Annotated in this window: 17 protein-coding genes; 11 read left to right on the top strand and 6 right to left on the bottom strand. The window is 66.7% G+C overall.

Going from position 1 to position 20,690, the window contains the following annotated elements:
- Positions 1–34 precede the first annotated feature (34 nt).
- Positions 35–1,162: an FAD-binding oxidoreductase gene (locus tag CQ050_RS22115; protein WP_199196896.1), complete on the bottom strand. Its 1,128-nt coding sequence runs from the start codon at positions 1,160–1,162 to the stop codon at positions 35–37.
- 347 nt (positions 1,163–1,509) lie between these two features.
- Here CQ050_RS22115 and CQ050_RS22110 point away from each other — a divergent pair, with 347 nt between their 5' ends.
- Genes CQ050_RS22110 through CQ050_RS22090 form a run of 5 tightly spaced genes read left to right on the top strand, consistent with a single transcriptional unit; the run spans position 1,510 to position 7,803 of the window.
- A complete protein-coding gene (locus CQ050_RS22110; RefSeq protein ID WP_158266077.1) occupies positions 1,510–1,923 on the top strand; it encodes a Rid family hydrolase in 414 nt (137 codons plus the stop codon).
- Positions 1,910–3,265: an FAD-binding oxidoreductase gene (locus CQ050_RS22105; protein ID WP_105558968.1), complete on the top strand. Its 1,356-nt coding sequence runs from the start codon at positions 1,910–1,912 to the stop codon at positions 3,263–3,265. Before CQ050_RS22110 ends, CQ050_RS22105 begins: the two co-directional genes overlap by 14 nt.
- A 14-nt stretch (positions 3,266–3,279) precedes the next feature.
- Positions 3,280–4,806 carry an aldehyde dehydrogenase family protein gene (locus CQ050_RS22100; protein ID WP_105558967.1) on the top strand — a complete coding sequence of 509 codons (1,527 nt, stop codon included), beginning with the start codon at positions 3,280–3,282 and terminating at the stop codon, positions 4,804–4,806.
- Positions 4,803–6,614: an ABC transporter ATP-binding protein gene (locus tag CQ050_RS22095; RefSeq protein ID WP_233214225.1), complete on the top strand. Its 1,812-nt coding sequence runs from the start codon at positions 4,803–4,805 to the stop codon at positions 6,612–6,614. Before CQ050_RS22100 ends, CQ050_RS22095 begins: the two co-directional genes overlap by 4 nt.
- Positions 6,615–6,669: 55 nt before the next feature.
- Positions 6,670–7,803 carry a serine hydrolase gene (locus tag CQ050_RS22090; protein ID WP_158266076.1) on the top strand — a complete coding sequence of 378 codons (1,134 nt, stop codon included), beginning with the start codon at positions 6,670–6,672 and terminating at the stop codon, positions 7,801–7,803.
- A gap of 42 nt (positions 7,804–7,845) precedes the next feature.
- Here CQ050_RS22090 and CQ050_RS22085 read toward each other — a convergent pair whose 3' ends face one another.
- Entirely contained in the window at positions 7,846–8,955 is a 1,110-nt protein-coding gene (locus CQ050_RS22085; RefSeq protein WP_105558965.1) for a YcjF family protein, read from the bottom strand.
- Between the two features lie 453 nt (positions 8,956–9,408).
- Here CQ050_RS22085 and CQ050_RS22080 point away from each other — a divergent pair, with 453 nt between their 5' ends.
- Both CQ050_RS22080 and CQ050_RS22075 read left to right on the top strand, forming a co-directional pair.
- On the top strand, positions 9,409–10,431 hold the full coding sequence (locus tag CQ050_RS22080; RefSeq protein ID WP_105558964.1) for a hypothetical protein: 1,023 nt from the start codon (positions 9,409–9,411) through the stop codon (positions 10,429–10,431).
- The gene (locus CQ050_RS22075; protein ID WP_105558963.1) at positions 10,428–11,573 is read left to right on the top strand and encodes a glycosyltransferase family 4 protein; all 1,146 of its coding nucleotides are present in this window, start codon (positions 10,428–10,430) and stop codon (positions 11,571–11,573) included. The genes CQ050_RS22080 and CQ050_RS22075 overlap by 4 nt, the downstream gene beginning before the upstream one ends.
- A gap of 24 nt (positions 11,574–11,597) precedes the next feature.
- Here CQ050_RS22075 and CQ050_RS22070 read toward each other — a convergent pair whose 3' ends face one another.
- The 4 genes from CQ050_RS22070 to CQ050_RS22055 all read right to left on the bottom strand — a co-directional run bounded on the left by CQ050_RS22070 (position 11,598) and on the right by CQ050_RS22055 (position 15,711).
- Positions 11,598–12,080: a DUF2165 family protein gene (locus CQ050_RS22070; RefSeq protein WP_105558962.1), complete on the bottom strand. Its 483-nt coding sequence runs from the start codon at positions 12,078–12,080 to the stop codon at positions 11,598–11,600.
- Between the two features lie 98 nt (positions 12,081–12,178).
- A complete protein-coding gene (locus CQ050_RS22065; RefSeq protein ID WP_105558961.1) occupies positions 12,179–14,116 on the bottom strand; it encodes a bifunctional UDP-sugar hydrolase/5'-nucleotidase in 1,938 nt (645 codons plus the stop codon).
- Positions 14,117–14,286: 170 nt separating this feature from the next.
- Positions 14,287–15,396: an S-(hydroxymethyl)glutathione dehydrogenase/class III alcohol dehydrogenase gene (locus CQ050_RS22060; RefSeq protein WP_100853426.1), complete on the bottom strand. Its 1,110-nt coding sequence runs from the start codon at positions 15,394–15,396 to the stop codon at positions 14,287–14,289.
- A gap of 24 nt (positions 15,397–15,420) precedes the next feature.
- Positions 15,421–15,711, bottom strand: a complete 291-nt coding sequence (locus CQ050_RS22055) for a metal/formaldehyde-sensitive transcriptional repressor (protein ID WP_105558960.1) — start codon at positions 15,709–15,711, stop codon at positions 15,421–15,423.
- A 219-nt stretch (positions 15,712–15,930) separates the two neighbouring features.
- Here CQ050_RS22055 and hutC point away from each other — a divergent pair, with 219 nt between their 5' ends.
- From hutC to CQ050_RS22035, 4 genes are all read left to right on the top strand, one after another.
- Positions 15,931–16,674, top strand: a complete 744-nt coding sequence (gene hutC, locus CQ050_RS22050; RefSeq protein WP_255410198.1) for a histidine utilization repressor — start codon at positions 15,931–15,933, stop codon at positions 16,672–16,674.
- On the top strand, positions 16,671–17,273 hold the full coding sequence (locus tag CQ050_RS22045; RefSeq protein ID WP_105558958.1) for a HutD family protein: 603 nt from the start codon (positions 16,671–16,673) through the stop codon (positions 17,271–17,273). Before hutC ends, CQ050_RS22045 begins: the two co-directional genes overlap by 4 nt.
- 214 nt (positions 17,274–17,487) lie before the next feature.
- Positions 17,488–19,167, top strand: a complete 1,680-nt coding sequence (gene hutU / locus CQ050_RS22040; RefSeq protein WP_105558957.1) for a urocanate hydratase — start codon at positions 17,488–17,490, stop codon at positions 19,165–19,167.
- A gap of 82 nt (positions 19,168–19,249) precedes the next feature.
- Positions 19,250–20,662, top strand: a complete 1,413-nt coding sequence (locus CQ050_RS22035; RefSeq protein WP_105558956.1) for a cytosine permease — start codon at positions 19,250–19,252, stop codon at positions 20,660–20,662.
- Positions 20,663–20,690 lie beyond the last annotated feature (28 nt).

Below are 20,690 nucleotides of genomic sequence, written 5' to 3'. Positions count from 1 at the left end.
CCGTTGTGGTTGTGCTGGTTGGTCTATGCCGGAATCAGTCGGATGCAAGCGTGGCGCGGTCGGGCGACAGCGCCTCGGGCGTCAGGCCTTGCGCGCGCAGCGCATCGGGCAGCGCCTGGCCTTGCGCCAGCGCCGCCACCGCCTGCCCCATCGCGGGAGAGGTCAGCACGCCGCAACCGCCCAGGGCGGCGTACCAGATGAAGCCAGGGCTGTCGGCGCGCGCGCCGCAGACCGGGTTACGGTCACGCACGTAGCTGCGCACGCCCGCCCAGACGCTGATGGGGCGCGGAACGCGCAACGTCGTTTCCTGTTCGATGTTGTAGATGCCCTGCGCCACGTCCAGTTCGTCCGGATAGACCTCGCCGGGCGCAACCGGCTGCGCGTCGGCGGGCGAACCCATGAAGCAACCGTGTTCCGGCTTGACGTACCACTGGTAGTCCGCGTTGCACACATGCGGCCAGCGCGCCCCTTCCGAGCCCGGTAGCAACGGGAAGGTGAAGGCGGTGCGTTTGTACGGCGTGATGCCCACGGGCGCCACACCCGCCATGCGGGCGATGGCGTCGGCCCAGCCGCCCGCTGCGTTGACCATCACGCCGGCGGTGTAGTCCTCGTCCTGCGTGCGGATGCGCCAGTTGCCTTCGTGGCGCTCGATACTCTGCACCGGCGCATTGGTCGCCAGCACCGCGCCGTTGCGCTTGGCGCCTTTCAGATAGGCCTGAAGCAGGGTATTGACGTCGATGTCCTGCGCGTCGGTCTCATGGACGCCCAGGTCGAACTTGTCGGCCAGCAGCGCGGGAAACAGGGCCAAGGCCTGCTCCCGGTCTACCCATTCGGCGTTGCCGCCCGCCTGTCCGATGCGCTCGTGCAGCTTGTCCAGCACGGCTTTCTGGCTGTGGCGGCCCAACGTGAGGCTGCCGCGTTGCTCGATCAGGGGCAGGTCGGCGAAGCCCGCTGGCGGCGCCTGGAAGAACGCCCGGCTGGCAGCGGCCATGGCGCGCATCTGGTCGGCCGAAATGCCGACGGTGAACTGGCCGGCGGTACGGCCCGAACTATGGAAGCCGAAATGCGGCTCTTGTTCGATCAGCGCCACTCGCCCGGCCTGGGAAAGGAAGTAGGCGGCTGCCGCACCTGAAATCCCGCCGCCCACAATGACAAAATCCACCTGCATCCTGTGTTCCCCTTTCGTCTGGAAAGCCGCTGGTTCCGTGCCGCGGCGCCGGGCTGTTCCCGGAATGACCCGATTGAATCCCAACGCCTTCGACAGTGTCGAGTCGAATAAATGGAATCGAAACCGCAATAATCTGCACCGGGTCCGGGCTTGCCCACGCGCCAGGGAAAACGCTACGGGAAAACCATGACCGCGCAGCCCCCCTCCTTTGCGCCCGGCCCGGCTCGCCCGCCGCCGTCGTTCTATTAATTGCATCCAGCCCTCGATTTTTTGACATCGACGGGGCAACGCCTTTTGCGCGATCCTGCTCGCCAATGACGCACTCCTGGATGAAAACCGACATGAACGACAACACGCGTGAACGCAGCGGCCGGCAAGCCATCTACTCGGGCAGCGAGTATGAACGCACTTACAGCTATGCGCGCGCCGTCGCGCTGAACGGCCACGTCCGCCTGTCCGGGACGACGGGCTACGACTATGTGGCCGATGTGCTGGCCGATGGCGCGCGGGCGCAGACCGAGCAGATTTTCCGCAATGCCCAATTTGCGTTCGAGCAGGCGGGCGCGTCGCTGCGCGATGTGGTCCGGGTGCGCATCTACATCGCCCGGCCCGAAGACTACGACGCGGTCATGGACGTATACGCAGAGGTGTTCCGCGGCGTGGACCCGGCTTGCACGACCGTGCAGGCCGGCTTGTTCGATCCTGCCATCCGGGTCGAGATCGATATGGACGCCATTGTCGATGTCGCCGCTTAACCTGTTGCGCCATGCGCCGGCGGACGCGGTGTCGCGCCTGCTGGACAGGAGCGAACCCCTGCCGGCCGCGGCCGACGTCGTCATCATCGGCGGCGGCATCATGGGTTGCAGCGCCGCCTGGTACCTGGCCCGCGCCAACTTGAAAGTGGTGCTGCTGGAAAAGAACCGCATCGCTTCGCAGCAGTCGGGGCGCAATTGGGGGTTCGTGCGGTCGCTGTACCGCGATCCGGCCGAGCTTGCCCTGGCCGCCCAGGCGCTGTCGCTTTGGCCCGGTCTGCGGGCCGAGCTGGGCCACGAGACGGGCTGGACGCGCAGCGGCTGCCTGTTCCTGTGCGCGGACGAGGCCGAGCGGCGGTCCTACGAGGCGTGGCTCGCCGAGGCCGGCGGGCGGGTCAGCGATACGCGGATGCTAAGCGCCGACGAAGTGTCGGCGCGGTTTCCGCTGGTATCGCCGCGCACCGAAGGCGGCATCATCGCCGAATCGGATGGCCAGGCCGAACCCACGCTGGCGACCCTGGCATTTGCCCGCGCGGCCGTCGGCGCCGGCGCGGTGGTGCTGGAAGATTGCGGCGTCAGCGCCCTGGACGTCGCGGGCGGCAGCGTGCGCGGCGTGCAGACCGAGCATGGCCAGGTGCGCGCGCCCATCGTCATCTGCGCGGCGGGCGCGCAGACCTTCCGCCTGTTGCAGGGGTTGGGCGTGCAGTTGCCCCAGAAGGTCGTGCGCAGCACGGTATCGCTGACGGCGCCCCTGCCCGCCATGGGGCTGCCTTGTTTCGTGGGGTACGGGCTGGGCCTGCGCCAGCGTCCCGACGGTTCCTGCATCATTGCCACCGACGCCGGCACGGATATCGACCTGACGCTGGATTCGCTGCGCGCCTCGCGCTATTTCGTGCGCGAAGTGATGCGCAACCGCAAGGGGTTTTCGTTCCGGTTGGGCAAGCCCTTCGTCAACGATCTGTATACCCGCCTGTCCGTCCCGAAGTCGGATTGGGCGATCAAGCCTCGCGATCCGGAGATCGCGCCCAACACGCACCGCGTGCGCGACAACCGCAAGCGGTTCGCGGAATTGTTCGCGGGCATGCCGCCGGCGGACATCGTGAAGTCCTGGGCCGGAAACATCGATGTGATGCCGGACGCGCTGCCGGTGATCGACGCGGCCTGGCCGGCCGCCGGCCTGATCATCGCCACGGGCTTTTCGGGGCACGGCTTCGGGCTGGGCCCCGCGGTGGGCAGCACGCTCGCCGCGCTGGCCCGCGGCGCCGAACCCAAGACAGACCTGGCGCCGTTCTCGGCCGACCGTTTCCTGCGGGGGGCGTATTCGCGCCCCTACGCGGCCATCTGATACCCGGAGCAATGATGTCCGATACCGCCCTGACCCCTCCCAGCCATGCAGAACTGCAGCGCATCGCCGCCGGCCTGCGCCTGCCGGACCGCGCTTTCCTTGACGGCGACTGGTCGGCATCCGACAACGGCGCGCTGTTCGAGACCGCCAACCCTGCCACGGGCGCCGTGCTGAGCACGCTGGCCCACTGCGGACAGAAGGACGTGGACCGTGCGGTCGCGGCGGCGCGGGGGGCTTTCCGCAGTGGCGTCTGGTCGCGCTGCGCGCCGGAAAAGCGCAAGGAAGCGCTGCTGAAGCTGGCGGCGCTGATCCGGCGCGACGGCGTCAGGTTGGCCGTCATGGAAAGCCTGGAAAGCGGCAAGCCGATCCGGGACTGCCTGCGAGAAATCACGCAAGAGGTCCCGGCCATCTTCCAGTGGTATGGCGAACTGGTGGACAAGAGTTATGGCCACGTTGCGCCGACCGGCCAGGAAGACTGCGCAATGGTCGTGCGCGAACCCATCGGCGTGGTGGCGGCAGTGCTGCCCTGGAATTTCCCGCTGCTGATGGCGACGTGGAAGCTGGCGCCGGCGCTGGCCAGCGGCTGCTCCGTCATCGTCAAGCCGGCCGAAGAGACGTCGTTGACCGCCCTGTCCCTGGCGGCCCTGGCCATCGAAGCGGGGATCCCCGCGGGCGTGCTGAACGTGCTGACGGGGCCGGGCGAGACGACGGGCCGGTTGATCGGCCAGCATCCCGACATCGATTCCGTGTCGTTCACCGGGTCCACCGACGTGGGGCGGCTGTTCCTGCAATACGCGGGCTCCAGCAACCTGAAGACCGTGGGGCTGGAGATGGGCGGAAAAAGCCCCTTCATCGTGCTCGACGATGCGGACCTGACCGAAGATCTGATCGACAATGCCGTGATGGCCGCTTTCTGGAACGGTGGCCAGAATTGTTCGGCCAACATGCGCCAGCTGGTCGCGCGGTCGCGCCAGGATGCCTATGTGGAGAAGATCATCGCCCGCACCAAGCAGATCGTGATCGGGGATCCCCTGGATCCGGCGACCGACATGGGGCCGCTGATTTCCGCGGGGCAGCGCAACCGCGTGCAGGCATACGTGGCCAAGGGCGTCGAGGAAGGCGCGCGGCGCGTCCTGGAAGCTGGCGTTCCAAACGGGCGGGGCCACTATCTGGGCCCCACCGTGTTCGCGGACCTGCGTCCGGAAATGACGATTGCGCGCGAAGAGATCTTCGGGCCGGTGCTGGGCGTGCTGCCGGTGGACAGCATGGACCAGGCGCTGCAGATCGCCAACGGCACCGACTACGGCCTGCACGCCACCGTCTATACCCGCGACCTGGACCGCGCGATGTACTTCGCCCGCCGCCTGGAGTGCGGCACGGTCGCCGTCAACGGCTTCACGGAAGGCGACATCAAGACGCCCTTCGGCGGCTATCGCCGGTCGGGGTCGCTGGCCCGTGACAAGGGGCTGGAAGCCATGGCGCAATACCAGCAGATCAAGACGATCTGGTTGCGCTTGTCCGCGATGGGGCTGAGCGCGTGAACGCGCCCGTGCTTCGCGTTGCCGGCCTGCACACCCGATTCCGCGTGGCGGGCGGGTGGAAGACGGTCGTCAACGGGCTTGATTTCGACGTGGCGCCGCGCGAGACGCTGGCGGTCGTCGGGGAATCGGGCTCGGGGAAAAGCGTCACGGCCATGTCCATCATGCGATTGCTGAACCCGCGCGACACGCAACTGTCCGGCAGCGTTCTGCTGGACGGGCGCGACCTGCTGGCATTGCCCGAGCGCGACATGCGCAAGATCCGCGGCGCGGACATCGCCATGATCTTCCAGGAGCCCATGACCAGCTTGAACCCGGTGCGCACGATCGGCTTTCAGGTGGGCGAATCGCTGATGTTGCACCGGGGCCTGGATTGGGCCGCGGCGCAGGCCGAGGCGCTGCGCCTGTTGGAGAAGGTGCGCATCCCGGCGGCGGCGACGCGACTGAAAGACTATCCGTTCCACTTGTCGGGCGGCATGCGTCAGCGCGTCATGATCGCCATGGCGCTGGCGTGCCGGCCGCGGCTGCTGATCGCCGACGAACCGACCACGGCGCTTGACGTCACGATCCAAGCGCAGATCCTGACCCTGATCCGGGAATTGCAGCGCGATGACGGGATGTCGGTGCTATTCATCACGCACGATATGGGCGTGGTGGCGGAAGTCGCGGACCGCATGGTGGTGATGTGCGGTGGCGAACAGGTTGAATGCGGCCCCACCGCGCGCATTTTCGATGCGCCGGCCAAGCCCTACACCCGGGCCTTGCTGGCGGCCGTGCCGCGCCTGGGCGCCATGAAGACCGTGGCGCGCCCGCTGCCATTCCCGGCCATCGACCGGCAGACGGGCGTGAAGACGGCGGCGGCCGAGACCGCGGACACCGTGCGCGCGGACGCGCCGCCGGCGCTGGAAGTCCAGGGCCTGACGATGCGCTACCGCATGGGTTCCGGCCTGCTGTCGCGGGACCGCGGGATGGTGCATGCGGTCGAGAATGTGTCGTTCAGCGTGCAGCCCGGAGAAACGCTGGCGCTGGTGGGCGAATCCGGCTGCGGCAAGTCCACCATCGGCCGCAGCATCATGAACCTGCTGACGCCGACGGCGGGCCACGTGCGGGTCAACGGCCACGATATCCACGCGGCGGCGCGGCGCGACCGCGGCGCCATGGCGCGCCATGTGCAGATGGTGTTCCAGGACCCGTTCTCAAGCCTGAACCCGCGCAAGACCGTCGCGGCAGCCGTGGCCAGTCCCTTGATCGTCAACAAGGTCTGCAAGGGCGACGCGCTGCGCGCCCGCGTGGCTGATCTCCTGGCCTGCGTGGGGCTGGACAGCGACGCCGGCGCCCGGTATCCGCAGGAGTTCTCGGGCGGGCAGCGGCAGCGCATCTGCATCGCGCGCAGCCTGGCGCTGGGCCCGTCGCTGCTGGTGGCCGACGAAGCCGTGTCCGCGCTGGACGTGTCCATCAAGGCGCAGGTAATCAACCTGATGCTGAAGCTGCAGCAGGACATGGGGCTGGCCTATCTGTTCATCTCGCATGACATGGCCGTGGTTGAACGCGTCAGCCATCGCGTGGCGGTGATGTACATGGGGGAAATCGTCGAGATCGGTTCGCGCGCCGCCGTCCTCTACGATCCGCGTCACCCCTATACCCGGCGCTTGCTGGACGCGGTGCCGGTGGCGGATCCCGGCGCGCCGCGCACCGCGCGCAGCCTGGCGCAGGACGAGATCCGGCACACGCTGCGCCCGCCCGGCTACACGCCGCCACAACGACGCTACCAAGAGGTCGCGCCAGGACACTTCGTGATGCGGGACGACTAACGCGCGCATGCCGCGCGCCGTCCCGCCCTTCCATGCATTCAATTCGGAACCTGCCATGCCCATGACTCCCGCCCTGAAATCGCACCTGATGCGGTTCTACGACGGCACCCTGCTTCCCGACGAGCTGACGCTGGCGCTGTCCAGCGACCCGGGTTGGTTCGCGTCCGACACCGTGGCGCGCGGCAAGCGCGTGCGCGACCTGCCGCTGCGGGCCGGCGGGCTGCCGGCGCTGCGCATCCAGGATCAGGGGCGCGTGTTCGACCTGTACGACTATCTGGCGGTCAATGGCGTGGCGGGGTTGCTGGTCATGAAGGATGGGCAGGTCGCGTTCGAGACCTACCAGCGTGGCATCGCGCCGGAAACCCGCTGGAACTCGTGTTCGCTGGCCAAGTCGGTGGCGGCCACGCTGGTGGGCGTGGCGTTAAAGGAAGGCCTGATCGATTCGCTTGACGACCCGGTGACCCGGTACGCGGAGCTGGGCGGCGTGTACCGCGAGGTCTCGTTGCGCCAGATGCTGCGCATGTGCTCGGGGGTGCAGTGGAATGAGGATTACGGCGACCCGGCTTCCGAGCGCCGCCAGTTGCTGGATATCCAGACCCGGTGGCAGCCGGGTGGTATTCGCGATTTCATGAAACGCCTGCCGGCGCGCCAGCCCGCCGGACAGGCCTGGGCCTACAACACGGGCGAATCATATCTGCTGAGCGCGGTGATGGAAGGCGCGACGGGGCAGCGGCTGGTGGATTACCTGCAATCCCGCTTGTGGTCGCGCATCGGCATGGAATCCGACGCCACCTGGTGGGCCGAATGCCCCGGGGGCATGACGATCTCGGGCAGCGGCATGAATGCGACGTTGCGCGATTACGCGCGGTTCGGGCAATTCGTGCTGGAAGGCGGGCAGGTGGACGGCGAGCGGCTGCTGCCGGATGACTGGGTCGCGCAGGCAGGCTCGCCTTACCGCATTGGCGATACCGAGATACCGTATGGCTACATGTGGTGGGTGCCGGAATTGAAAGACCCCGCCCTGGCGGGCGCCTTCCAGGCCGAAGGCATCTACGGCCAGTTCATCCACATCAACCCGGCGCACAAGCTCGTTGCCGTGGTCCTTAGCGCGCGAAACAAGCCCAGCTATAAAAAGCGCGTGGAGATCAACGACGACGCGTTCTTCGCCGCGCTGGCCAGGGCGTTCTGATCGCCCGGGCGCTGCCGCGTTATAGCCCCAGGCGCGGCCGCGCTACAGCTTTACCCGCTGCTTCAGCGCCTGCGCGATCATCCCGATGTCGATGTCCTTGCCGGGATTCTTCTGGCAGAAGTCGTACAACACCGCCACGTAGGCGTTGCCCAGCAGCTTGGTGATGGCGCCGGCGGTGGTGGCGGCGATGGTGCCGCCCACCGCGCTGCCCGCGCCCGGGATGAACTTCAGCATGCCTGATACGACCGAGCGCCCGATCAGGGTGGCGGCGGATGCGCCCAGCGTGGATGTCACCAGGGTCGTGATCGCGGTGGTGTCCAGCTCCATGCCGAAGGTGATGCCGATCTTGGCGATCATCCCCACCTGGATCGGCACCAGCGCGAACGCGTCCGAGAACGGAATGGGCGCGGCGGCGGCCGACGCGGCCAAGCCCGCTGCAACATTCACCTCTATCTCAGCCCGCTTTTTTTTTACTTCCAGGGCCTTCTTGTTGCGCGTGGACAGCGCGTTGGCGTAGGCGCGCTGCTGCCCTTCGGGGATGTACTCGGCGGTGACGCCGATCAGCGCGTCCAGCCCCATTGGCGGCAGTTCGGCATCCAGCTCTTCGATCCATTCCGGCAGCGCGCGCACCGCCACCACCTCTTTGGCGCGCGGCAGCAGCTTGCGCGCCTCATCCACGAAGGGGCTGCCCTTGCGGGCCTTGGTCAGCACCGCGATGACGGGGATGCCGGCATTGGCCAGCATGTCGCACAGCTCGATCTCGGCGTCTTCGACGCGGTGGCTGCTGTCCTGGATGCAGAGCCAGGCCACGTGCAGGTGCTTGTCCTGGTCGTCGGACGCGACGCGCTCCTGGATCAGGTCGGCCAGCTGCTGGCGCGAGCGCGCGTAGTCGCCGACTTCGAGGCCACGGGTGTCGATGATGGTGAGCGGATGGCCGGGCCGGCTATAGGCCTGGGTGGACTGGGTGACGGGCTTGCCCGCGCCGGTCTTGGCCAGTTCGCCACGGAACACGGCATTGATCAGCGTGCTCTTGCCTACGCCCGTCTTGCCGGCGATCAGGATGTTCACGCGGCCCGCGCCACGCGTCGCCGTGCTGATGGCGTCGGCGATGGCGTCCTGCAGGGCGGGTGAGTCAGGGCGAAGGGCGTTCATCAGTCAGTTGCGGAAAAGCCGGGGGAATGTGGGGAACGATATCAGATGCGTCCCATGTTCGCGTGGCTATCGGGGTCCTGTGGGGGCCACCGGGCGCATCCGAGCTTTCCCGTGCTTTGGCCTCGCGGCGCCGCGTGATTCACTTTCAATACCCTATCGCTTTGGCGCAAAACGTAATGGAAAGTACGGGCGCGGCGGGCGCCGCGCCCAAGCCGGGGGTATAGCAGAAAGGGTGTCCATGCACGGAAATGGTGCGAATACGGGCGCGTGATTTCGCTTTGTTCCGGAATGTGGGACACCCCCGACGCGTCCGCCAAAACACGCAAAAAAAGGGCGGGAACAGCGCCCACCAATGCAGTTACATCTCAAATGTTTCTAACCGGCCGCTGGCGCGGGGGGCTGCGTAGAATCAGGCGCTCGTAAGGTTTCGCCGCGTTTTCCGTGGCACCGTTCATGCCCCGTTTTGCCCTCGTTCCCCGCCTGCTGCGCTCGCGTCCCTTGACCAAGGGCTTTCGATATTTTTACCGCTATACGCGCCCCGCGGCCTATCGGCACAACGAGACGCTGTGGCCCCTGGTGAAAATTCGGCGCGATGGCAACGAACGGCTGGTGGGATGTGATCTGGTGGGCGTGAAAGGTCCCGCGACCTTGCCGATGGACGACGTGCCGCGCAATATCGAAGGTGATGCGCACTTGATCCTGAGCGGTCCGTCGATCGCGCAGATCGACTACGCGCAATGCCATCTTCGCGCCGTCATGGGCGTCAATGGTTCCATCGCGCTGCGCCGCCAGCACCCCTCGCTGCGCTTTGACTACTACGCGATGCTGGACGCCGGATTCGTCAAGCGGCGGCGCGACCTGGTGGCCGAAGTGCTGTCGCAAGACCTGCTGCTGTTCGTGACGGCCGAGGTGTACCGATGGATTGCATTCCTGTTCGCGGCGGACGACATCCGTTGCCGCATGGTCTTGTTCGAAGAAGTGCATCAACGGGCGCTACAGCCACGGCCAAGCCCGGAAGCCCTTGAGGCGCAATTGGCCGGCGACCCTGAACTGGTGCTGTTCGACGCCCATCACCCGCAGCACGCGCACGGTTTCAGCCTGAACCCCGCACGCGGGCTGTTCGGCGGAGGCACGGTCGCGTACACCGGCTTGCAGTTGCTGGCCTGGATGGGCGCCCGCACCTTGTACGTGCATGGGCTGGACCTGACCGCCAGCGCCGGGCCGCGCTTCTACGAAAACGCGGGCGCGCAGCTTGCCACGGCATTGGACCGCCAGTTCGCCGGCCATATCGAACCCGCGTTCCGCCAGGCCAGCCAGCTGCTGAGCGCGCGCGGCGTCAAGGTCTACAACTTGTCGCCGGACAGCCGGCTGGGCGACGACGTGTTCGAAAAACGCCATTGGAGCTGTTTGCTCAATCAGGCGGAATCCCCGCCTTCCCCGCTTTCCCCGCATTTGCTTTCGAGCCTGACATCATGAAGATCCTCTACACCAACTTTCACCAGGGCGACGGCGGCGGGCACACGACCTATGTCATGTCGCTGGCGCGCATGTTGCGCCAGCGCGCGCAGATCACCGTTGCCGCGCCCCGCAGCAGCCGTTTGCTGGCCGAAGCCGACGCCTTGCCCGGCGTGCAATCGATCGACCTGGAATTCAAGGGCCGGCCGTTCCAGCAATTGACGGCGCTGCGCCGCCTGCGCGCATTGCTGCGCAAAGAACAGTTCGACGTGATTCATGTGAACGGATCCGCCGACCATCGTCTGTGCATGTTGGCCACGATGGGCATGGGCGCCAAGCGCCCGTTCATCGTGCTGACCCAGCACACCGACCGCACCGCCAACAGCCTGGGCGTGCGCATGCGCGCCAAGTGGGGCACGAACCGCGTCATCTGCGTTTGCGGGCATACGTTCCGCCGCATGAAGGACTCGGTATTCCGCGACGAGGACCTGCGGGTGGTGCATAACGGGGTCGATACCACGCAGTTCCGGCCGGCCAGCGCGCGCGATGCAGAGCAGGCGCGCGCCGCGCTGCTGCCCGCCGCCATGCGGCGCCGGCTGGTGGTCGGCAGCAACGCCGGCACCGCCAGCTACAAGAACTGGCTGGACATGGTGGCAGCCGTGTCGCTGCTGCCCGATCCCCTGCGTGATCAGGTCGTGGTCCTGATCGCCGGCAAGGAGCCCGACGACGGTCAACGCCAGCGCGTGGCCGAGCTGGGCATGACGCACCAGGTGGTGTTCACGGGCCTGCTGGAAGACGTGCGCCCGTTCCTGTCCGCGCTGGACGTGGGCTTCGTGCTGTCGTCAAGGCTGGAAACGATCTCGTTTGCCTGCCGAGAAATGATGGCCGCCGGCAAACCCGTCATCGTCAGCAAGGTGGGCGGCCTGACCGAGAATGTCACGGACGGCCGCAATGGCTGGGTGGTGCCGCCGGGTTCCGTGAGCAGCGTGTTCAAGACCCTGGTCGAGATCCTGCAGAATCGCAGCCTGGTGGCGCAGATGGGCATCGACGCACGCAACACGGCGCAGCGCGAGTTTTCGCTGGCGCAGTTTGTCGGGCGAACCGAAGAGGTCTACCTGGAACGCCCCACGGGCGCCCGCAGCCAGCTGCGGCTGACGTCCTGAACGCGGGCCGGGCCCGCCGGACGTTCACGCCGCCAGATTGAAGGCCAGGAACATCAGGCACGACCACAGCAGCAATGCGATGTGCGTCAGTTGCAGCGTGTCCTGGCGGATCCAGTAGCCAAACCACAAGCCGCTCAGATGCATGGCCAGCAGGCACGCAGACAGGGCGGCCAGCGCGCCGTTCAGCCAGGGGCGGGCCGCTTCCAGATCGCCCTGGATCATCAGCGCATGGCAGCCGGCCCAGGCCAGGGCGGCGCCAGCGGTCTGGACCATCAGCAACAGCCCCAGTGCCGCCCGATGCAGTGCCGGGGCGCGTTGTGCGCGGCTGAGCAAGGGTGTGGGGATGCGCGGCTCTTGCGTCAGCGGCAGCATCGCCATCGTGGCACCGACCGCGGCTGCCGCGCCGGCGAAATCGCGCCGGTTGTTCAGCGCCGCAAGGGTCAGCCATAAAGCCAGCCCCAGGGCCTGGACGGACAGGAACAGCCAGATAGCAGTGGATGAACTCAAAAGACGGCCCTCATATTATGCAAGCACTTCCTTGCATAATATGAGGGCCGTCCGGTTAGCGCAATAATGACCCTGCGGTCAGATCAGGGGCGCGGCGGTCACTCGCTGTACGTCTTGGTGCTGTACAGGCTGACGGGCAGCAGGTTCAGTACCGGCAGGCCGGATACCGGGTCCTTGGCCTGCTTGTCGATATAGCTTTGCAGCACGTCGGCATCCAGCACGCCGATGTCCTGGCGCCGCACGGCGGGGACGTTGGCCAGGGTTTTGTAGCCGTCGCCGCCCGTGGCGTTGAAGCTCAGCACGAACAGCTTGTAGGTGCGCCCCGCGTCCAGCGGCAACCAGTTGCCGCTGGCGGCGTCCCGCACTTCGATGTTCGTCACGCGGCTGCCCTGGGCCTGCGCCGCGTTCACGTCCCAGCGCAACCCGCCGGCATACGGGTACGGGCCGGTCGAACCGCCCGCGCCGTAGACGGCCTGCATGCCGTCTTCCAGCATGCTCTTGACCTCGGCGCCCGTGACCTCCAGGCGCCAGAGCATGTTGCCGAACGGCACCACTTCGATGACGTTGGCGGCCGTCACGTTGCCCAGCAAGGGCACGCGCACGCCGCCGCCGCTTTGCAACGAGATATCGGCGCCGCCGTAGTTGGCGTTGGCGACCTCCAGATAGGCTTGCGCCACCAGCTGTTGGATATCGCCGCCGCGCAGGCTGACGCTGCCCAGCGTGTTGCATGCGGCGCTGGAGCGACCGTAGTCGCGCGAGCCCGGGCCGCCCGGCACCCGGCGCGAGCACAGTTCCTGCGGCACCGAGGCAACCAGGCTGGCGCTGAAGGCGTCGACGCGGGCCTTGAACGGCTGCAACACGGTCGTGGCCTGCGCGTCGGGTTGCTGGATGCGCAGGAAGCCGCTGGCTGCCACGTCGGCCAGGATGGCGGCTTTGTCGGCGGGGGCGGGTGTGGTGCCAGCCACCGTGAACGCGTCGCCCATCAGCACGTGCGGCGTGCCGGCGCAGGCCGTGACGTCGCCGTTGGCGTCGAAGCTGACCTTCAGTTCGCCGACCACTTGCGAATATTCCCAGGCCTGCACCAGGCACACGCGCTTGCCGTCCTTATTCTGGAGCACGGTGGGGTAGGCGCCCGCCGGCGAACCCACGCCGTAAGCCGTCATCGCGTCCGGGCCCAGCAACGTGTGGGAGTCACCGCCCACCACCACGTCCACGCCGCTCAGATTGGGGATGATCTGCTTGTCGTAGCCGTAGCCGACGTGGCTCATCACCACGATCTTGTTCACGCCCTTGGCGCGCAGTTCGTCGATTTGCACCTGCGCCGCCGCCGTTTCATCCGAGAACAGCGTGCCGACGTCCGGGCTGGACGATTGCTGCGTCTTGTTGGCGATCGTCAGGCCGACGATGCCGATAGGCTGGCCGTCGCGCTGCAGCACGATGGAAGGCTTGACCAGGCCGGGCGCCCGCGACGGATTCAGCGCCGACGCGGCGGCGAACGTGACGTTGGCGCTGAGCAGCGGCGTCTGGCAGGCGCCGGCATGCAACAGGTCGATGAAGCGCTTCAAACCGCTGTCGCCCTTGTCGAACTCATGGTTGCCGAGCGTCATCGCATCAAAGCACACCGTGTTCATCATGGCCGCGTCGGCCTCGCCGGCTTCGCCCGCGCGGTTGAAGTACAGCGTGCCGGTATTGGCGTCGCCCGCGTGCAGTTTCAGCACGTTGGCCGACTGCGCGGACAGCGCGTTGAAGGCGCCCGTCACGCGCGGAAATCCGCCGACTTCCACGTTCACGGCCACCGCCGCGCCGGCGGCGTTCTTGAGCTTCAGGTCTTTCTTCTTGCTGTCCAGGTTGGAATGGTGATCGTTGATGTGCAGGATCGTCAGTTCCATCGGCCGGCTGGCGGCGGGCTGCTCGGGCGCGGGCTGTTCCGGCGCCGGGCTGGACGTCTCGTCGTCGTCGTCATCGCTGCCGCCGCAACCGGCCAGCAACAGGGCGCTCAGCATCGCGGCGCCTGCATTCCTCTTCCACGTAATCATTCGTGTGATCCCTCGTTATTGGAAGGGCGAATGGTTGCGGCCGAAGATGACGTCAAGATGAATGACAGGGTTGTCATGCGCGGGCGCCGCGCTGTCTTGTCCGTGTCACAAAAAAACAGGCCCGGCGCATCGCGCCGGGCCTGTCGGGTGCCGCCAGTGGGAAGGCGGGCTTAGAAGTGGATCACGGTGCGGATCGACTTGCCTTCATGCATCAGGTCGAACGCCTCGTTGATGCGCTCCAGCGGCAGCGTGTGCGTCACGAACGGGTCCAGGTCGATCTTGCCGCTCATGGCGTCTTCCACCATGCCCGGCAGTTGCGTGCGGCCCTTGACGCCGCCAAAGGCGGAGCCACGCCAGACGCGGCCGGTAACCAGCTGGAACGGACGCGTGCTGATTTCCTGGCCGGCGCCGGCCACGCCGATGATGATGCTCTCGCCCCAGCCCTTGTGGCAGCATTCCAGCGCGGCGCGCATCACGTGCACGTTGCCGATGCACTCGAACGAGAAATCCACGCCGCCGTCCGTGAGTTCGACGATGACGTCCTGGATGGGCTTGTCGTAGTCCTTGGGGTTGATGCAGTCAGTGGCGCCCATGGCGCTTGCCAGCACGAACTTGTTCGGGTTGGTGTCCACGGCGATGATGCGGCCGGCCTTGGCTTGCACCGCGCCCTGGATCACGGCCAGGCCGATGCCGCCCAGACCGAACACGGCGACGGTATCGCCCTCTTTGACCTTCGCGGTGTTGTGCACGGCGCCCAGCCCGGTCGTCACGCCGCAGCCCAGCAGGCAGACCTTTTCGTGCGGCGCGGCCGGGTTGATCTTGGCCAGCGAGATTTCGTTCACGACGGAGTATTCGCTGAACGTCGAGCAGCCCATGTAATGGTAGAGCGGCTTGCCTTCGTAGCTGAAGCGCGAGGTGCCGTCGGGCATGACGCCCTTGCCCTGCGTGGCGCGCACTTTCTGGCACAGGTTGGTCTTGCCGGACAGGCAGAACTTGCACTCGCGGCATTCGGCCGTGTAGAGCGGAATGACGTGGTCGCCCGGCTTCAGGGACGTGACGCCCTCGCCGACTTCCACGACGATGCCGGCGCCTTCATGGCCCAGCACGGCGGGGAACAGGCCTTCGGGGTCGTCGCCGCTCAGGGTGAAGGCGTCGGTGTGGCAGACGCCGGTGTGCGTGATCTGCACCAGCACTTCGCCGCGTTGGGGCGGCGCGACGTCGATTTCAACGATTTCCAGCGGTTTGCCGGGTCCGAATGCGACTGCTGCGCGTGATTTCATAGCGTTACTCCACGAATGTCGGGCTTATTTCAAATAGGAACGGACGATGCGCATCAGCTGATCGACCTCGGCTTCGGCATCGATCGCGGCGTCTTGCGGCCCGCCCTGGGCGGATTGCAGGAAGGTTTCCCGGAGATGGCTTTCCAGCACTTCGGCCATCAGGCCGGTGGCGGCGCCGCGTAACGCGGCCAGCTGCTGCAGCAGGGCCCCGCACTCCGTGCCAGCGTTTACCGCGCGTTCCAATGCTAACGCCTGCCCCTGGATGCGGCGCAGGCGGGTGACGACACGTTTTTTCTCTTCCGGCGAATGCGGCACGGCAGGCTCCGAAAACGATACAGGGGGGGAGTATAAGGAATCCGACGCCATCCGTCCACTGCCGGGGGGTGCTGCCCGGGCGCTGCCCGGGTGCTGCGGGGGCGGTCGACAGGCTCGCCACCCCATCCGGGCAGGCGGCGGGGCCGCAAGACATCTGTACCTGTCTATACTTGACGCTGACCGATTGACTCAGCCTTGCAGTGCACAACAGGAATTCCCGTGGCCGCTTCCCCTCCCAGATTGCCCGCCCAGGCCAATGCCCTTCCCGCCCCGCTTTATGCGCAGGTCAAGCAGATGATCGCGCAGCAGATACGCAGCGGCGCATGGCCGGCGCACTACCGCGTTCCGTCGGAAAGCGAACTGGTCGATGAACTGGGATTCAGCCGCATGACGATCAACCGCGCGCTGCGCGAACTGACCTCGGAAGGGCTGCTGGTGCGCATGCAGGGCGTGGGCACGTTCGTGGCGCAACCCAAGGCGCGGTCGGCGCTGTTCGCCGTCAACAACATTGCCGACGAGATCGCCGCGCGCAACCACCGGCACCATAGCCGCGTGGTGCGCCTGGCCGAAGAGCCGGCGGGCGCCGAACAGGCGCAGGCGCTGGAGATCCGCGCGGGGCAGCCGGTCTACCACTCGGTCATCGTGCACTACGAAGACGACATTCCGATCCAGCTGGAAGACCGCTATGTGAATGTGCGCCTGGCGCCCGACTATCTGAAGCAGGACTTCACGCAAAGCACGCCGTATGAATACCTGACGCGCGTGGCGCCGCTGAGCGAGGGCGAACACGTCGTCGAGGCCATTCTGGCCAAGCCCCGCGAGTGCCAGCTGCTGCAGATCGAGCGCGAAGAACCGTGCCTGCTGATCAGCCGCCGCACCTGGTCCGGCGACCGCGCAGTCACCCTGGCCCGTCTGATCCACCCCGGGTCGCGCCACCGTCTGGAAGGCAAGTTCTCGTCATGATGCAACCCGAAGTCCGTCTCTACCGCGCCGCCGATTACCCGCGCATGCCGTGGCGCAATGGCGCCGGCACCACGCAGGAAGTGGCCTGCAACCCGGGCGGCAGCACCGCCGCCTTCGACTGGCGCCTGTCCATCGCCGATGTGGCGCAGGATGGCGGGTTTTCGGCGTTTACCGGGTATCAGCGCATCATCACCGTGCTGGAAGGCGCGGGCATTCAGCTGACCGTGAACGGATGCGAGCAAGCCCCGCTGACGCCGCGTCGGGCCTATGCGTTCGCGGGCGAGGCCGAGGTGCGGTGCCGCCTGCTTGATGGTCCGATCCGTGACTTCAATCTGATCTACTCGCCGGCGCGCTGCCATGCCCGCCTGCAATGGGTGACGGGCGCCGGCCCCTGGACCTTCCATAGCGCCGCGCGCAGCGTGCTGGTGCTGAACGCGGGCGACGCGATGTCGGTGCGCGTCGATGCCGCGGCGCACGCGCTGCCGTCGCGTTACGACTGCCTGCATGTCGAAAGGCAGGAGGGCTTGGCCGAATACCGGCTGGAGGGCGCGGCCGCGCTGGACGCCTGCGTGATCGAACTGCTGCCGCGCGCAGCCTGACCCCGCGCAAGTTGCTTTACGCCGCCTTCGGGCGGCATTTTTTTTGCGCACGCAAGGTGCAAGGGCGCGTGCCTCGTCGCGCGTTATCGCTAGGGAAATCCCTGATCCAAATTCCAGTCTTACTATCTTGTATATACAATCATAGGCGTCCTATGATGCAGGCAACCGGCGCGCAGGCAATGGGCGCGCGAATGAACTGATCAAGGAGAGCCTCTTGGACCAATCGAACCGATACCGCGATGTCGTCATCCGCGCCCCGCGCGGCAATAAGCTGACGGCCAAGAGCTGGCTGACCGAAGCCCCCTTGCGCATGCTGATGAACAACCTGGACCCCGACGTCGCCGAGAACCCGACGGAACTGGTGGTCTACGGCGGCATCGGCCGCGCGGCCCGCAATTGGGACTGCTACGACAAGATCGTCGAATCGCTCACGAACCTGAACGACGACGAGACCCTGCTTGTGCAATCGGGCAAGCCGGTCGGCGTTTTCAAGACTCACGCCAACGCGCCGCGCGTGCTGATCGCCAATTCGAACCTGGTGCCGCACTGGGCCACCTGGGAACACTTCAACGAGCTGGATGCCAAGGGTCTTGCCATGTATGGCCAGATGACGGCCGGCAGCTGGATCTACATCGGCAGCCAGGGCATTGTGCAAGGCACCTACGAGACCTTCGTCGAGGCCGGCCGCCAGCACTACGGCGGCAACCTGGCGGGCCGCTGGGTGCTGACCGCCGGACTGGGCGGCATGGGGGGCGCGCAGCCGCTGGCCGCCACGCTGGCGGGCGCCTGCTCGCTGAACATCGAATGCCAGCAGACCAGCATCGATTTCCGCCTGCGCACCCGCTACGTCGACGAACAGGCCCAAGACCTGGACGACGCGCTGGCACGCATCGCCCGCTACACGAAGGAAGGCCGCGCGGTCTCCATCGCCCTGTGCGGCAACGCCGCCGAGATCCTTCCCGAAATGGTGCGCCGCGGCGTGCGCCCCGACATGGTCACCGACCAGACCAGCGCGCACGATCCGCTGAACGGCTACCTGCCTGCGGGCTGGACATGGCAAGACTACCGCGAGCGCGCCAGGCGCGAGCCGGCCGCCGTCATCAAGGCCGCCAAGCAATCGATGGCCGTGCACGTGCAAGCCATGCTTGCATTCCAGCGGCAGGGTGTGCCCACCTTCGACTACGGCAACAACATCCGCCAGATGGCTAAGGAAGAAGGCGTGACGGATGCGTTCGATTTCCCCGGCTTCGTGCCGGCCTACATCCGCCCGCTGTTCTGCCGCGGCGTCGGCCCGTTCCGTTGGGCCGCGCTGTCAGGCGATCCCCAAGACATCTACAAGACCGACGCCAAGGTCCGCGAACTGATCCCGGACGACGCGCACCTGCACCATTGGTTGAGCATGGCGCGCGAACGCATCAGCTTCCAGGGCTTGCCGGCGCGCATCTGCTGGGTGGGCCTGGGCCAACGCGCCAAGCTGGGCCTGGCATTCAATGAAATGGTCCGTTCCGGCGAACTGTCCGCGCCTATCGTCATTGGCCGCGATCACCTGGACTCGGGTTCGGTCGCCAGCCCCAACCGCGAAACCGAATCCATGCGCGACGGGTCGGACGCCGTGTCGGACTGGCCGTTGCTGAACGCGCTGCTGAACACCGCCAGCGGCGCGACGTGGGTGTCGCTGCACCATGGCGGCGGCGTGGGCATGGGCTTCTCGCAGCACGCCGGCATGGTCATCGTGTGCGACGGCACGGACGAGGCCGCCGAACGCATCGCCCGCGTGCTGGCCAATGATCCCGGCACGGGCGTGATGCGTCACGCCGATGCCGGCTACGACATCGCGATCGATTGCGCGCGCGAACAAGGCCTGAACCTGCCGATGGTCACTGGCAACCGCTAGGCGGGCATCCCGCCGCAACCCTAATCCCGCGGGCACCGCGACCGGCAACGGGCGGTCTTCCCGCATCCCACGAGGCAATGCGATGGCAGAGGACAGCGAAGCGGTACAGGCGCCGCTGATCGAGCGGCGCTCCATTGATTTCATCCCGGAATCCGAGCGGCACGGCAAGCTCTACAGCCAGTTCACGCTCTGGATGGGCGCCAACCTGCAGATCACCGCCATCGTCACGGGCGCGTTGGCCGTGGTGCTGGGCGGCGACGTGTTCTGGTCGTTGATCGGGCTGTTCATCGGACAGGTGCTGGGCGGCGGCGTCATGGCGTTGCATGCGGCGCAGGGGCCCAAGCTGGGGTTGCCGCAGATGATCTCCAGCCGGGTGCAGTTCGGTGTCTACGGCGCGGCGATCCCCATCGTGCTGGTGTGCCTGATGTACCTGGGCTTCACGGCCACGGGCACCGTGCTGTCCGGGCAGGCGCTGGGCCAGCTGTTCGGTGTCAGCGACACCACGGGTATCCTGATCTTCGCGGCGGTGATCATCGCGGCCACCTTGTTCGGCTACCGGGTCATCCACATCATCGGGCGCATCGCGACCGTCCTTGGCATCGTCGCGTTCGTCTACCTGTTCAGCCGCGTGATGGCGTTGGGCGACGTGGGCCAGTTGCTGCAGATCCGGCATTTCAGCTGGAGCTCGTTCTTGCTGGCGGTATCGCTGGCGGCGTCCTGGCAGATCGCCTACGGCCCCTATGTGGCGGACTATTCGCGCTATCTGCCCAGCGCCACGTCGTCCACGAAGACGTTCCTGGCGGTGGGGCTGGGGTCGGTGGTGGGGGCGCAGATTGCGATGGTGCTGGGCGTGCTGGCCGCCGCGATGGCCGCGGGCCAGTTCGCCGGGCGCGAAGTCGCCTACATCGTTAGCCTGGGCGGCACGGGCACGATGGCGGCGCTGCTGTACTTCAGCATCGCCTTCGGCAAGATCACGATTTCCACGCTGAATTCCTACGGCAGCTTCATGTGCATCGCCACGATCGTCAGCGGCGTCAAGGGCCAGGTCCAGATTACGCGCCGCCAGCGGGCGATTGCCGTGGTGTTGATCGTGGCCGCGGCCACCGCCGTGGCGCTGATCGGCCAGCATTCGTTCCTGAATGCGTTCAAGTCGTTCATCCTGTTTTTGCTGGCGTTCTTCGTGCCCTGGAGCGCGGTGAACCTGGTGGACTACTACTTCGTGAACCGCGGGCAGTACGACGTGGCCGCGCTGTCGGATCCGAACGGGCGCTACGGGCGCTGGAACCTGCCCGGCATCCTGGTCTACGCCTTCGGCGTGCTGGTGCAGATGCCGTTCATCTCGACCAAGCTCTATACGGGCCCGATGGTCGAACGGCTGGGCGGCGTGGACATCTCGTGGATCATCGGCCTGATCGTGCCCAGCATCCTTTACTACCTGTTCGCGCGCCGCGACGCGCGGCCCGTTCATCACGACCCGGCGGAAAAGCCGGCGTGACCATGAAATTGCATGATGCCGGCAACCG

It is taken from the genome of Achromobacter sp. MYb9, assembly GCF_002975275.1.
Classification (GTDB): domain Bacteria; phylum Pseudomonadota; class Gammaproteobacteria; order Burkholderiales; family Burkholderiaceae_B; genus Achromobacter.
Note: the sequence above shows the minus strand (reverse complement) of the source record. Positions and strands in the feature narration are given on the sequence as shown.